The 13,042-nt window shown below is 41.0% G+C and carries 13 protein-coding genes and 1 pseudogene; 11 read left to right on the top strand and 3 right to left on the bottom strand.

What is annotated here, in order from left to right:
* The first annotated feature begins 38 nt into the window (after positions 1–38).
* From N8A86_RS13735 to N8A86_RS13715, 5 genes are all read left to right on the top strand, one after another.
* Positions 39–2,063: a M3 family metallopeptidase gene (locus tag N8A86_RS13735; RefSeq protein ID WP_273565912.1), complete on the top strand. Its 2,025-nt coding sequence runs from the start codon at positions 39–41 to the stop codon at positions 2,061–2,063.
* A gap of 122 nt (positions 2,064–2,185) precedes the next feature.
* A complete protein-coding gene (locus N8A86_RS13730) occupies positions 2,186–2,689 on the top strand; it encodes a GbsR/MarR family transcriptional regulator (protein ID WP_273565911.1) in 504 nt (167 codons plus the stop codon).
* Positions 2,690–2,742: 53 nt separating this feature from the next.
* Positions 2,743–3,183, top strand: coding sequence for a hypothetical protein (locus tag N8A86_RS13725; RefSeq protein WP_273565910.1), 441 nt, complete (start codon positions 2,743–2,745; stop codon positions 3,181–3,183).
* Between the two features lie 10 nt (positions 3,184–3,193).
* Entirely contained in the window at positions 3,194–4,084 is an 891-nt protein-coding gene (locus tag N8A86_RS13720; protein ID WP_273565909.1) for a class I SAM-dependent methyltransferase, read from the top strand.
* 113 nt (positions 4,085–4,197) lie between these two features.
* A complete protein-coding gene (locus N8A86_RS13715) occupies positions 4,198–4,719 on the top strand; it encodes a 5' nucleotidase, NT5C type (protein WP_273565908.1) in 522 nt (173 codons plus the stop codon).
* Between the two features lie 65 nt (positions 4,720–4,784).
* Here the strand turns inward: N8A86_RS13715 and N8A86_RS13710 are convergent, their stop codons facing one another.
* Together N8A86_RS13710 and N8A86_RS13705 are read right to left on the bottom strand one after the other, a co-directional pair.
* Complete coding sequence (locus tag N8A86_RS13710; protein ID WP_273565907.1) at positions 4,785–5,195, bottom strand: PH domain-containing protein; 411 nt, start codon at positions 5,193–5,195, stop codon at positions 4,785–4,787.
* Positions 5,196–5,232: 37 nt separating this feature from the next.
* Complete coding sequence (locus tag N8A86_RS13705; RefSeq protein WP_273565906.1) at positions 5,233–5,595, bottom strand: rhodanese-like domain-containing protein; 363 nt, start codon at positions 5,593–5,595, stop codon at positions 5,233–5,235.
* A gap of 116 nt (positions 5,596–5,711) precedes the next feature.
* Here N8A86_RS13705 and N8A86_RS13700 point away from each other — a divergent pair, with 116 nt between their 5' ends.
* Both N8A86_RS13700 and N8A86_RS13695 read left to right on the top strand, forming a co-directional pair.
* Positions 5,712–6,272, top strand: a complete 561-nt coding sequence (locus N8A86_RS13700; RefSeq protein ID WP_273569071.1) for a sigma-70 family RNA polymerase sigma factor — start codon at positions 5,712–5,714, stop codon at positions 6,270–6,272.
* The gene (locus N8A86_RS13695; protein WP_337251610.1) at positions 6,269–6,505 is read left to right on the top strand and encodes a hypothetical protein; all 237 of its coding nucleotides are present in this window, start codon (positions 6,269–6,271) and stop codon (positions 6,503–6,505) included. Before N8A86_RS13700 ends, N8A86_RS13695 begins: the two co-directional genes overlap by 4 nt.
* Before the next feature lie 172 nt (positions 6,506–6,677).
* Here N8A86_RS13695 and N8A86_RS13690 read toward each other — a convergent pair whose 3' ends face one another.
* Complete coding sequence (locus N8A86_RS13690; RefSeq protein ID WP_273565905.1) at positions 6,678–7,319, bottom strand: UbiA prenyltransferase family protein; 642 nt, start codon at positions 7,317–7,319, stop codon at positions 6,678–6,680.
* Between the two features lie 138 nt (positions 7,320–7,457).
* On the opposite strand from N8A86_RS13690, the gene gcvP reads away from it, so the two are divergent.
* The 4 genes and pseudogenes from gcvP (at position 7,458) to N8A86_RS13670 (ending at position 13,040) form a co-directional block, all read left to right on the top strand.
* Positions 7,458–10,310: an aminomethyl-transferring glycine dehydrogenase gene (gene gcvP, locus N8A86_RS13685; protein WP_273565904.1), complete on the top strand. Its 2,853-nt coding sequence runs from the start codon at positions 7,458–7,460 to the stop codon at positions 10,308–10,310.
* 173 nt (positions 10,311–10,483) lie between these two features.
* Positions 10,484–11,541 (top strand): annotated as a pseudogene (locus tag N8A86_RS13680) (3-oxoacyl-ACP synthase III family protein).
* 100 nt (positions 11,542–11,641) lie between these two features.
* Positions 11,642–12,175 (top strand): class I SAM-dependent methyltransferase, encoded by a 534-nt coding sequence (locus N8A86_RS13675; RefSeq protein ID WP_273565903.1) that lies wholly within the window; start codon positions 11,642–11,644, stop codon positions 12,173–12,175.
* 13 nt (positions 12,176–12,188) lie between these two features.
* A complete protein-coding gene (locus N8A86_RS13670; RefSeq protein ID WP_273565902.1) occupies positions 12,189–13,040 on the top strand; it encodes a glycosyltransferase family 2 protein in 852 nt (283 codons plus the stop codon).
* Positions 13,041–13,042: the final 2 nt, after the last annotated feature.

Below are 13,042 nucleotides of genomic sequence, written 5' to 3'. Positions count from 1 at the left end.
ACACTAGCAATAACATACTATCAACTATCAACAAATTTATGAATCCCCTTTTAGAAAAATTCGACACCGCACCTTTTTCAAAAATCAAAAACGAACATTTCAAACCTGCTTTTTTGCAGGCCATGGACGAAGCACGGGCCGAAATCGATACCATCACTTCGAATTCTGAAACCCCGACTTTTAAAAATACCATTGAGGGGCTAGAATTTTCAGGGCAACAATTAGATCGTATTTCGAGTGTATTCTTTAATTTGAATTCTGCTGAAACGAATGAAGAAATTCAAAAGATAGCGCAAGAGATCTCTCCCCTACTCTCTGAATTTAGCAATGATATTACCCTGAATGCAGAATTGTTCGCTCGTGTCAAAACGGTTTTTGAGCAAAAGGATAATTTAGATTTGACCGTCGAGCAACTGACGCTACTTGACAAAAAATACAAAAGCTTTAGCCGTAACGGGGCCAACCTACAGGAAGAAAAGAAAAAACGGTTACGGGAAATCGATGCCGAACTTTCCAAACTCAAATTGAAATTCGGGGAAAACGTTTTGGCCGAGACGAACAAATACGAAATGCACCTGACGGATGAATCTGAACTGGATGGGCTTCCCGTCGGGGCAAAAGAAATGGCTGCGCAATTGGCCAAATCAAAAGATAAAAATGGCTGGCTGATCACATTGGACTACCCCAGCTATATTCCTTCTATGAAATATGCCAAGAACCGGGAGCTTCGCAAAGAACTTTCCATGGCATTCGGAAGCAAGTCTTTTAAGGGTGATGAACTGGACAATCAAGAAAATGTGCTGAAAATTGCCAAACTCCGTCATGAACGTGCCAATCTTTTAGGTTATAAAACCCATGCCCATTTTGTGTTAGAGGAGCGAATGGCAGAAACTCCGGAGAAAGTCCATGAGTTTTTGAACGAGCTCTTGGAAAAAGCAAAACCTGCAGCCGAACGAGAGTTTGAACAAGTAGAAGATTTCGCCAAGGATTTGGACGGAATCGATCGATTAGAAAAATGGGATGGCAGCTATTATTCCGAGAAGCTAAAACAACAACTGTTGGACTTAGATGACGAAAAGCTAAAACCCTATTTTAAGCTCGAAAATGTAATCGAGGGAGTTTTCAAAGTTGCCGAAAAATTATTTGACCTTCAATTTGAGGAAGTCTTCGATATCGATAAATATCACGAAGAAGTAAAGACCTTTCGGGTTTACGACAACGAAAAGAATTTTATTTCGATTTTCTATGCCGATTTTCATCCCAGAAAAGGAAAACGGGGCGGTGCGTGGATGACTTCCTATAAATCACAATGGAAGAGAGAAGGTGAAAATGTGCGTCCACATATTTCCAACGTTTGCAATTTCACCCCTTCAACGGAAACTAAACCATCGCTCTTGACCTTTAATGAGGTAACCACTTTGTTCCATGAATTCGGGCACGGGTTGCATGGTATGCTTGCCAATACGACGTATCCCAGTCTTTCGGGAACATCAGTGTATTGGGATTTTGTGGAACTCCCCTCTCAGGTCATGGAAAACTGGTGTTACGAAAAAGAGGCGTTGGAACTTTTTGCCAAACATTATGAAACCGGAGAAGTTATTCCCATGGATCTAATCCAAAAAATTAAGGAATCCGCCACGTTTCAAGAAGGCATGGCAACCCTGCGCCAATTGAGTTTCGGACTGTTGGATATGTCATGGCATGGTGCAGACCCTTCCAACATTACCGATGTCAAGGCGCATGAGACCAGGGCTTTTGAAGGAACAGACCTTTATCCCGAGAGAAAAGAAACTTGTATGAGTACGGCTTTCTCGCATATTTTTCAAGGTGGTTATTCCTCGGGTTATTACAGCTACAAATGGGCCGAAGTTTTAGATGCCGATGCCTTCGCTTATTTTAAGGAAAATGGAATATTCAACAAAGAGGTCGCCAATAAATTCAAAGCGCATGTGCTCTCAAAAGGTGGCACCGAAAAACCCATGGTGCTTTATAAACGCTTTCGGGGAAGTGAACCTAAAATCGAGGCCTTATTGGAGCGGGCGGGGTTACTAAAAATCAGCTAAAAACAAACAGGAAAGTTTTCTGCAAATACCATTTATCGGAGGAATTGAGTGGGATAGCGAAAAACACTGTAGTAAACTTTCAATAATTATTGAAAGTTTAAAATTTATTATATCTTTGTTTTATGGAATACCAAGAAGCAAAGGAAAAATTCATAAGCACATGGGGAAGTCTAGGTACCCTATGGGGCATCAACAAGGCCATGGCACAGATCCAGGCATTACTTTTTATCTCCACAAGACCCTTGACAACAGAGGAAATCATGGAAGAACTGAAAATTTCCCGTGGCAATACCAGCATGAACGTACGCCAGCTCATCGATTGGGGCATCGTGACCAAAGAATTGAAAGCAGGAGAACGTAAAGAATATTTTTCAACAGAAAAAGATGTACAAGAATTGGCCCGCATTATCGCGAAAGAACGTAGCCGAAGGGAAATTCAGCCCGTTGTCAAGACCCTACAAGAAATTTCGACTATCAAAGATGACGGCACCGAGAAAACAAAAGAATTGATCAAACAGACCAAGGCCTTGCACGACTTGGCCGAGACAGCAGATAGCATGTTGAACAAACTCGTAAACCAAAAGCAGAACTGGTTGACCAAGTCTATAGTGAAAATGATAAAATAAAAAAATTTAATCTATTGTTTCAATATTTTCTGAAAGTTTAAAATAAACAAAACATGAGATATGACGTACCCAACTGGATTATAATTATAGGAGGTATAGGCCAGATTTTTACCGCTCTTATCTATCCGTTTATTCGACACAGGGTTTTTGACTGGTACAATGATGTCAAGCAACTAAAACCTTTGAACCAAGAAATCGCCAAAACGTACGGTAGATATATACAAGGGCTTAATTTTTCATTTGGCCTAATCGCCATCCTGTTAATGAACGATCTGCAAAACGGCACCCGATTGGCCTTGGCCCTTAGTGGCTTGATCGCCGCTTATTGGATCGGTAAAGTGGCCACTCAAATTGCATACTACCCCATGTACCAGATTCCCCAAAAGCCTATTTTTAAGATTGGTAGCTATTTTATGAACACCTTGTTCGTTCTTTTTTCGATAGTCTATGCTTGGCTTTTTATAGTGAACCTAACGATCTATTTCAAACTTTAAAACCGCAAACATGAAAACTATTTTACTGGAAAAAGAAGTAACGCGGCAACAGGCTAAAATATCTGAAAATGAGCTCGACATTGTTGATTTCTACAACGAAGCCACAGAAGATTATGAATTTTGGAGCAAGGACTATAATATGCATTTTGGCTATTTAAATGGATTAAAAACCAATCCTTTAAAACGGGATACAATGCTCAACGAAATGAACGTTCAGGTATTAAAACGGCTCGGACTGACCAAAAAGAAAGGACTACTTGCCGATCTGGGCTGCGGTATGGGCGGTACCATGCGCTATGTGCTAGAAAAGAATCCCGAACTTTTGGCAATCGGAGTTACCTTGTCAAAGTTTCAGGCTATTGAAGGGAATCGCCTTTTGCAACACCTTAAAGGCACCATACTTAAGGAGAACTATAATCGGACTTCCTTAGCTTCCAATTCCTTCGATGGGGCCTTGGCCATAGAAAGTTTTTGCCATTCGGGCCATAATCCAAAATCTTTTAAAGAGGCCTACCGTATTTTAAAGCCAGCCGGCAAATTGGTCATTGCCGATGCCTTTCTAAAAAAAGAGCCCGAAGAGCTTTGTTACGGTAGTGCGCTGTCCTACCAAAAACTATGTAACCATTGGAGCTTGGAAAAATTGGGAACTATAAAAACCGTCATCGAACAGCTTAAGGAACAGGGCTTTTCCAAAGTTGAAATCGAGGATATCTCGTTCCGGGTGGCTCCTTCGGTGCTGCATGTACCTTTTGCCATAATAGGTTTTACGATTAGAAAACTAATCGAACCAGGAAGGTTGAAACGGGAAAGCCTACATAATCTAAAAGGATCATTCTATGCCCTGCTCTCAGGCCTTCATTTAAAAAGTTTTGGCTATTATTTGATTACTGCAACAAAATGACATGGTTTGTACACAGATAGTATTGGCTTTGTATAGATTAAGTTATCGATAAATATCAGACGACCATTTCATGTTAAACTGTATTTTTCCGTACTTCGCACAAATTTTAGTGTATGACCCTTTTTATTGACATGGATGAGGTAATCGCCGATACTTACAACGCACATATTGAAGTGTACAATAGGGAATATGACGGCAGCCTAAAAGTAGAGGACTGTCATGGCCGGGAAGTATGGCAATGCGTCATTGAGGCACATCAAGATAGTATTCGAAACCATGCCCGTACACGAGGTTTTTTTCGTAATCTCAAGCCCATAGACGATAGTGTAAAGGTATTGGCAGCACTAAACCGTAAGTATGATCTATATATTGCTTCGGCCGCAACACAGTTTCCTAATTCACTGGAGGAAAAATCGGAATGGCTAGATGAGTATTTTTCCTTTATTCCGTGGCAAAATCGCATTCTTTGCGGTCATAAACATATTTTGAAAGGCGATGTACTAATTGATAACCGCAGTTACAATCTCGAAAATTTTGAAGGCCGTACACTTCTTTTTACCTCGCCCCATAATGTGAACACAAATGGTTTCGAACGGGTCAATACATGGAAGGAAGTTGCCAAAAAATTGCTTTGACATTGACAATCCTTTCTTACCGAACAACCGTCTTAAAATTGATGAAATGACAGTAAGAACTTAAGTTAAATTATCTTGATATTCGGATTAATTTTTTGCAAGTGATTTATAAACCCCACTTTATCCTTCGGGGAAATAAATATGCTATTTAAATTATCAAGCGATCCATAGGAAATTTCCAATCGATCAAGAGAAGCAGCAGGGGCACTGATCGGGTTATTGGTCTCGCTAATGGTGGTAATGCTCCTAATGTCAATGCTTTTATGAACAATAAAACTACTTTTGACTACGAGTACATTCCCGTCAACAATATAGGAGGTATTCAAAAATAAATGCGCCACAAAAGCAATTACCAATACGTTTATAACTACTCCCAACCAGACTTCCTTTGTTATCAATTGAAGGGTTGTACCCCCAAGAACAAGTACCAGAAATATAAAGATCCCAATTCCGATTTTTGACCTGTACCTTGTCATAAGACCTTACAAACGATTTCTAATGACCTGAAACAATCTACTTAGGAACATTTTTTGCACTCCATGCATCGTACCCTCCTTCGAGATTGATTACCTTTTTATAGCCAAGTGCTTGTAACTTTTCTTGTGCCTTGGCACTTCTGCCGCCCACTTTACAGTAAACATAAATGGTCTTTTCTTTTTCAACGTCCTTAAATTGATCGATAAAATCTTCATCGAACCAATTGATGTTCAATGCATTATCTAAATGACCCGCATGGTACTCTTCCGGAGTACGAACGTCGACCAATATCCCGCTATCGATATCGTTTTGTGAGAATTCTGTGATAGCTTTTGACTTACTTTGAGTGCATCCTGAGATAAAAAACAGGGAAAAGAAGAGTGAATAAATAGGTTTCATAATTATAAAGTTTATCAAAGATAAAAAATATGACAGCAAGAAAATATAACGAACGAAATGAAAATATGCAGGTAATTAAGTCAAATTCAATTACTTTTGATTGCGATGAAAAAGGTATGACCTTAAATAAACTACATCCTGATACTTGGGTAGATTCGTATGCGGACTATCTTTTTAACTATGCGATTTCAAGGGTAAGCGACACCGAAATTGCCAAAGACTTGGTACAGGAAACTTTTTTTGCCGGTCTGAAATCGGCAAAGAACTATAAGGGAGATGCCGCCGAACGTACTTGGCTGATTGCCATTCTAAAGAGAAAGGTCATAGACCATTACCGTAAGATAAATTCAAAAAAAGGCAAGGCCGAAGTGCGAATGAATTATAGTGCCAATAGTGATGGCGAGGGAGATTGGTTGGAAGAACAAGTTGCAGACCCCTTCAGTTCTTTTGAAAACGATGCCATTGAAAACGAAGAATTGGGTATGGCCATCTATGACTGTATCTCGAAATTACCCAAGAAACAGTCAATGGTATTTACAATGAAAACCATACGTGGTATGAGTACAGAAGATATTTGTAAGGAGCTTGACATAAATCCGTCAAATTTGTGGGTAATGATCCACAGGGCCAGAACGGCACTGATGGGATGCCTGAATCAAAATTGGTTTAAAATATGATGATTTCTTGTGAAAAGGCGGCCTTAATCTGTAACAAGACCCAATATAGGGAGGCCACTTTTATGGAAAAAATGAAGCTTAGGCTCCACCTTTTCATGTGCAAAGCCTGTGCTGGGTTCAGTAGTAAGAATGCGCAATTGACAACCTTATGCGAAAAGGCCCATTTGAAAGGTCTTTCTGAAAAGGAAAAACTCAAAATGAAGCAAGAACTGCTGAAAAACAATCAAAGATAAGATTGTAAAAATAGTAGCACGAGCCACCATAGTATAGGAATCGCCTCAACCCAAAAGGAGGCAAAATACTTACCCTGATCCCGTTTAGTCAATAACAGCATCCATCCAAGACCTAGACACAGTACTCCCTTTCCTATAGTGTCTTGTATTGAGATCTGGTCCTTCAAAAAAGTCAAAGAAAAAGTAATACGACCCAAAGAGCGGCCCAGCCCTTCGTTCTGGCAAAACCTACTCGTTGCGGCAAGGTTCGTAAATCAGGGGCATCGTATTTCAAATCACGTATTTCAAATGGAATAAGCAACACAAGAACCAATAAAAACCGTTGGCAGGTTTCAATCCAAGTATCCCATTTCATGGCTTGCGAAGCTTCTAAAACAGGTAAAATTACCGTAGAACCGGCCCAAACAAGTCCAACTAGCAAAATTTTGAGTAGCCCTAGACTTCTTAGATTCTTGGCTTTCGGTAAAACGGGCAAGGCATAGATACCTGTCAAAAACGATATGATGGCGATGGCCAGCCAGGTTTGCCATGTCAAAAAATAGAGATGATATAATGCCATCGTCAAGGCCGCAAAACTGAAAAATTGAATGTTCTTATGATATCGATTGGCGACCAAAAGATATTTCTCGGCCTCTACACCATATTTGATAAAATTATAGCAGGCGATCGTACCAAAAAACAAGTAGGATGATACATGTGGGTCAACAGAGATATGAAGTAAAATAACGGTCACTTTTAGCAGGGCGAAAACCCCTAGGGCAACATGTATACTGGCATCAAGGTAAAAATCAAAAAGTCGAGTCGGCCACTTCATCTATCAAATGTAACCAAACTGTTCATAACCTTTATTTTTAGTTAAAAACTTTAGGTACGACCGTTTTAAATTATCCTATTTTACGGTAATAAATCGCTAATTTTGTACACCTTATTTAAGCATTAAACCATTGAACGTATGAGGACAGATGTATTTGCAAAACGCCATATCGGAATTCGAGAAAACGATCTTCAGAAAATGCTCGAAACCGTTGGGGCCAATAACCTAGATCAGTTAATTTCAGAGACCATTCCCGAAGATATTCGGCTTAAGGATCGATTGGATCTTCCAGAGGCGATGAGCGAGCATGAATTTTTGTCCCATATTCAAAATTTGGCCGAAAAAAACAAGGTATTTAAATCGTATATCGGTTTGGGCTATCATGAATGCATTACCCCTTCCGTCATCAAGCGTAACATTTTGGAAAATCCGGGTTGGTATACGGCCTATACGCCGTATCAGGCCGAAATAGCACAAGGACGTTTGGAAGCGTTGCTGAACTTTCAGACCGTTATATGTGATTTGACCGGAATGGAACTGGCCAATGCTTCCCTTCTTGATGAAAGTACCGCGGCCGCGGAAGCTATGACCATGTTGTTCGATGTCCGCAGCCGAGACCAAAAGAAAAGCGAAGTTGTCAAGTTTTTCGTTTCGGAGGAAGTATTACCACAGACACTATCGCTTTTGCGAACACGGTCTACCCCATTGGGTATTGAATTGGTCGTAGGAAACCATGAAGAATTTTCGTTCGGAAGCGATTTCTACGGAGCCTTGCTCCAGTATCCTGGAAAGCATGGACAGGTTTATTACTACAGCGATTTTGTATCTCGGGCAAAGGAGAATGATATCAAAGTGGCCGTTGCAGCCGATATTTTGAGTTTAGTGCTTTTAAAAGCGCCTGGAGAGTTCGGTTTAGACGTTGTCGTTGGCACCACTCAGCGTTTTGGTATTCCGCTAGGGTATGGAGGTCCGCATGCTGCTTTTTTTGCCACAAAAGAGGAATACAAAAGAAGTATTCCCGGTCGTATCATCGGGGTCACAAAGGATACCGATGGAAAACTGGCACTTCGTATGGCACTTCAGACAAGGGAGCAACATATAAAACGTGACAAGGCAACCTCGAACATCTGTACGGCCCAAGTACTTTTGGCGGTAATGGCAGGAATGTACGCCGTTTATCACGGACCAAACGGACTCAAATACATAGCCGAGCTTTTACATCTGAAAACAGTAGCATTGGCCAATGGCCTGAATGACTTAGGATTAATTACCGTCAATACGAGCTTTTTCGACACAGTTCTGGTAAAGGTCGATGCCGAAAAGGTAAAAGCAATAGCGGAAAGAGAAGAGGTGAACTTTCTCTATGTTGATGACGTTACCATAGCGATTTCTCTGAACGAAGCGACTTCGGCCCTTGACGTTCAATTGATACTCTCCATTTTTTCCGAGGTTTTGGAAAAAGATACCCTTGAATTGAAAGTTTCTAATGCCGAATCGGTAATCCCTGAAAATTTGAGGAGGCAAACCCCATTTCTTCAAGATAACGTCTTTAACTCGTATCATTCAGAGACCGAATTGATGCGCTACATCAAGAAGTTGGAACGTAAGGACCTTTCGTTGAACCACTCCATGATTTCTTTGGGAAGTTGCACCATGAAATTGAATGCAGCCTCTGAAATGCTTCCTTTGAGCATGGCGCGCTGGGCCAATATTCATCCTTTTGTTCCTGTTGAACAGGCCGAAGGGTATCAAATCGTCTTGAAAGAATTGGCTAAAAACCTAAGTACCATTACCGGATTTGCAGATACTTCGTTGCAACCTAATTCAGGGGCACAAGGCGAATATGCCGGTTTAATGGTCATACGGGCCTACCACGAATCGCGAAACGAAGGGCACCGCAATATCTGTATCATTCCGGCATCGGCACATGGTACAAACCCTGCCTCAGCGGTAATGGCCGGTATGCAGGTAGTAGTTACCAAAACGGATGATAGGGGAAATATCGACGTAACCGACCTTGAAGAAAAGGTCATCGCACATTCAGCGAATCTCGCCGCATTGATGGTCACTTACCCCTCTACCCATGGGGTTTTCGAATCTTCCATTAAGCAGATTACAAAGTTGATACATGACCACGGTGGACAAGTTTATATGGACGGTGCAAATATGAACGCGCAGGTCGGTTTGACGAATCCGGCTACAATTGGAGCCGATGTCTGCCATTTGAACCTTCATAAAACATTTGCGATTCCGCATGGTGGGGGAGGCCCAGGGGTCGGCCCCATTTGTGTCGCCGAACAATTGGTTCCTTTCCTTCCTGGAAATCCGTTGATCAAGACAGGTGGCAAAGAAGCGATTACGGCAATTTCAGCAGCCCCTTGGGGCAGTTCTTTGGCCTGTTTGATTTCCTATGGATATATAAAAATGCTCGGGGAACGAGGGTTGACCGAATCGACCGAAATCGCCATTCTGAACGCGAATTATATCAAAAATCGATTGAGCGGTAATTTTGAAGTACTTTATACAGGTGAAAAAGGTAGGGCCGCACATGAAATGATCATCGATTGCCGACCCTTCAAACAAAACGGTATCGAGGTGACCGATATTGCAAAACGCCTGATGGACTATGGTTTTCACGCTCCTACCGTTTCTTTTCCGGTAGCAGGCACCATCATGATCGAACCTACAGAGAGTGAGAGTCTTGCCGAGCTGGATCGCTTCTGTAATGCGATGCTATCCATTCGAAAGGAAATCGATGAAGCATCTTCCGAATACCCGAACAATGTATTGAAAAATTCTCCCCATACACTTGATATGCTGACCCACGATACATGGAATTTTCCGTACAGTAGGCAAAAAGCTGCTTTTCCCTTGCCCTATGTATCCGAAAATAAGTTCTGGCCATCGGTCCGACGCGTCGACGATGCCTATGGCGACCGTAATTTGATTTGTACCTGTACACCTATAGAAGCCTATGTGGAGGAAGTATAGAAATCGATGGAACAATAGTAAAATAGGGATTTCTTGCAAATATAAACGCGATTGAAGTCCTTCTTGAAGTTCAAAACTTTGAAATCAAACGTTCATGAACATCGTATTGTTTCCTTGTGATTTAATTATCTGATAGGTTTTAGGCTATCTTTGTAAAAATCAGTACGTTAACCATGAATATCGGCATTACGGGCACTGGAAGCTACCTTCCCTCAAAAATAGTAGAAAATAGCGATTTTACGGCACACGAATTTCTTAATGCCGACGGAACTTCCTTTAAATATACCAACTCGGTTATTATCGAAAAGTTCAAATCTATTACCGGGATAGGAGCCAGACGCTACGCCAAAGACCATTTGAACACCTCCGACCTTGCCTTTTTTGCCGCAGAAAAAGCAATTACGAGTGCTGGAATCAATAAGGAAGAATTAGACTATATCATTTTCGCCCATAATTTTGGGGATGTTTCCTTCGGGAAGACCCAGGCGGATACTGTACCTAGTCTTGCCACTCGTGTGAAGCATTATCTCGAGATCAAAATCCAAGATGCGTCGCTTATGATGTTTTATTCGGATGCCCTGGCTGGATAGAAGGAGTCATCCAGGCCAACGCCTTTATCAAAAGTGGAATGGCAAAAAAATGCCTTGTAATCGGGGCAGAAACGCTCTCTAGGGTCGTCGACAAGAATGACCGCGACTCGATGATCTATTCTGATGGGGCCGGTGCGGCGATAATTGAGAAATCGAACCAGGCGGGTGCGATTTTATCACATATTTCGGCAACCCATTCGTATGAAGAAGCTAATTTTTTGTTTTTTGGCCCATCCTATGATACAAGTCAAGATAGCGATGTCAATTATATCAAGATGTACGGACGAAAAATTTATGAATTCGCCCTGACCCACGTGCCCCTTGCCATGAAAGAATGTTTGGATGACAGTGGTGTTACCATCGACAACGTCAAAAAAATACTCATCCATCAGGCCAATGAAAAAATGGACGAAGCCATCGTCAAGCGATTCTATGAATTATATGATCTTGAAATGCCAGATGGCATCATGCCCATGAACATTGCGCAATTGGGCAATAGCTCGGTAGCGACGATACCGACTTTACTTGATATGATCCGAGACGGAAAAATCGAAAATCAAAGTATCACAAAAAGAGATGTTATTATCTTTGCCAGTGTTGGCGCGGGTATGAATATCAATGCGATAGTTTATCGGGTTTAGAAAGTTTCAGGTTTCATATTTAAAATTATTTTACCTTAAATTTGAGTGCTTAACTGTAACAACCTGAAATTTGAAATTCTTCAAATTAGAAACCTTGTGAATGTACGAAAAGACCTTTCCGAACAAACGTTTTCAACACACTTTATCTTTTCTTCAGAAACATATATCTAAAGACCAATCTATACTCGATTTAGGTGTAGAAAACCCTTTTTCTAAAATTATGAAGGAAGAAGGATACCATGTTGAAAATACCAACGGAGAAGATCTCGATATTGACTTTTCTTCAGTTAAGAATTCCGATGCATCGGTCGTTACCGCCTTTGAGATTTTCGAACACCTTTTGGCTCCTTACAATGTCCTAAAAGAAATCAAAGCAACTAAATTGGTTGCTAGTATTCCATTACAGTTATGGTTCTCACCGGCGTATCGAAGCAAAACGGATCCATGGGACCGACATTACCATGAATTTGAAGATTGGCAATTTGATTGGCTCCTAGAAAAATCGGGTTGGGAAATCAAGGATAGTGCGAAGTGGACCAATCCTGTTAAAAAAATTGGGATAAGACCTTTACTACGTCGGTTTACGCCAAGGTATTATATTATTTATGCCGTCAGGAAAAATTCTGAATCCTGAATTGACACTTAAAATGAACTACTACATCGTAATTCCGGCCCATAACGAAGAAGCCCATCTGGCCGATACCCTTAATTCCATCTTGCGACAAAGCCTACAACCAAAAAAAGTGATCATCGTAAATGATAACTCGACGGATGGTACCGAAACTATTATCGATGAATTTTTGGAATTAAGTCCGATTTTTGAAAAACTCAATACGACCTCCTCAACGGCGCATATGCCTGGCAGCAAAGTAATCAATGCATTCAAAAAAGGCCTTGAACGACTGGATGACAACTATGAGTTTCTAGTGAAACTGGATGCGGACATTGTTTTGCCTGATAACTACTTCGAAAAAATTGCTTTTGTTTTTAAGGGAAATCCGCAGGTGGGTATTGCGGGAGGGTTTGTCTATGAACAAGATGAGGGTGGTGAATGGAAACTGAACCACCCGATGAACAAAGATCATGTGCGAGGTGCCTTCAAAGCCTATTCAAAAAGCTGTTTCAAGGCCATTGGCGGACTCAAATCGGCCATGGGCTGGGATACCGTAGATGAACTTTTGGCCCAATACCATGGTTTTGAAATCTACACCGATGAGCATTTAAAGACCAAACATTCACGACCCACGGGCAATGCCTATAATGCAAAAGCCAAATTACTACAGGGCAGGGCAATGTACGGCATGCGCTACGGTTTTTGGATTACTTTGATCGCCTCGATTAAAATGGCATTTAAGCAAAGTAAATTCAATGCCTTTGTTGATAATATGTACGGTTATTTTGAAGCCAAAAAAGAACAAAGTCCCTTTTTGGTATCCAAGCAAGAAGGTAAATTCATTCGTAGTTTACGTTGGAAAAATATTAAAAGAAAATTGCTCTAAAC

Origin of the sequence: Maribacter halichondriae (assembly GCF_027474825.1) — a bacterium.
GTDB lineage: Bacteria > Bacteroidota > Bacteroidia > Flavobacteriales > Flavobacteriaceae > Meishania > Meishania halichondriae.
The sequence above is the reverse complement of the archived record's forward strand: the minus strand, read 5'-3'. Positions and strand labels throughout refer to the sequence as shown.

What these genes read in the sequence shown, in the direction of transcription:
- N8A86_RS13725 (WP_273565910.1), top strand. Translation starts at nt 2,743, where the DNA reads ATGAGATATGACGTACCCAACTGGATTATAATTATAGGAGGTATAGGC.
- N8A86_RS13700 (WP_273569071.1), top strand. Translation starts at nt 5,712, where the DNA reads ATGACCTTAAATAAACTACATCCTGATACTTGGGTAGATTCGTATGCG.
- N8A86_RS13715 (WP_273565908.1), top strand. Translation starts at nt 4,198, where the DNA reads ATGACCCTTTTTATTGACATGGATGAGGTAATCGCCGATACTTACAAC.
- N8A86_RS13705 (WP_273565906.1), bottom strand. Translation starts at nt 5,595, where the DNA reads ATGAAACCTATTTATTCACTCTTCTTTTCCCTGTTTTTTATCTCAGGA.
- gcvP (WP_273565904.1), top strand. Translation starts at nt 7,458, where the DNA reads ATGAGGACAGATGTATTTGCAAAACGCCATATCGGAATTCGAGAAAAC.
- N8A86_RS13695 (WP_337251610.1), top strand. Translation starts at nt 6,269, where the DNA reads ATGATGATTTCTTGTGAAAAGGCGGCCTTAATCTGTAACAAGACCCAA.
- N8A86_RS13690 (WP_273565905.1), bottom strand. Translation starts at nt 7,319, where the DNA reads ATGAAGTGGCCGACTCGACTTTTTGATTTTTACCTTGATGCCAGTATA.
- N8A86_RS13710 (WP_273565907.1), bottom strand. Translation starts at nt 5,195, where the DNA reads ATGACAAGGTACAGGTCAAAAATCGGAATTGGGATCTTTATATTTCTG.
- N8A86_RS13730 (WP_273565911.1), top strand. Translation starts at nt 2,186, where the DNA reads ATGGAATACCAAGAAGCAAAGGAAAAATTCATAAGCACATGGGGAAGT.
- N8A86_RS13720 (WP_273565909.1), top strand. Translation starts at nt 3,194, where the DNA reads ATGAAAACTATTTTACTGGAAAAAGAAGTAACGCGGCAACAGGCTAAA.
- N8A86_RS13670 (WP_273565902.1), top strand. Translation starts at nt 12,189, where the DNA reads ATGAACTACTACATCGTAATTCCGGCCCATAACGAAGAAGCCCATCTG.
- N8A86_RS13735 (WP_273565912.1), top strand. Translation starts at nt 39, where the DNA reads ATGAATCCCCTTTTAGAAAAATTCGACACCGCACCTTTTTCAAAAATC.
- N8A86_RS13675 (WP_273565903.1), top strand. Translation starts at nt 11,642, where the DNA reads ATGTACGAAAAGACCTTTCCGAACAAACGTTTTCAACACACTTTATCT.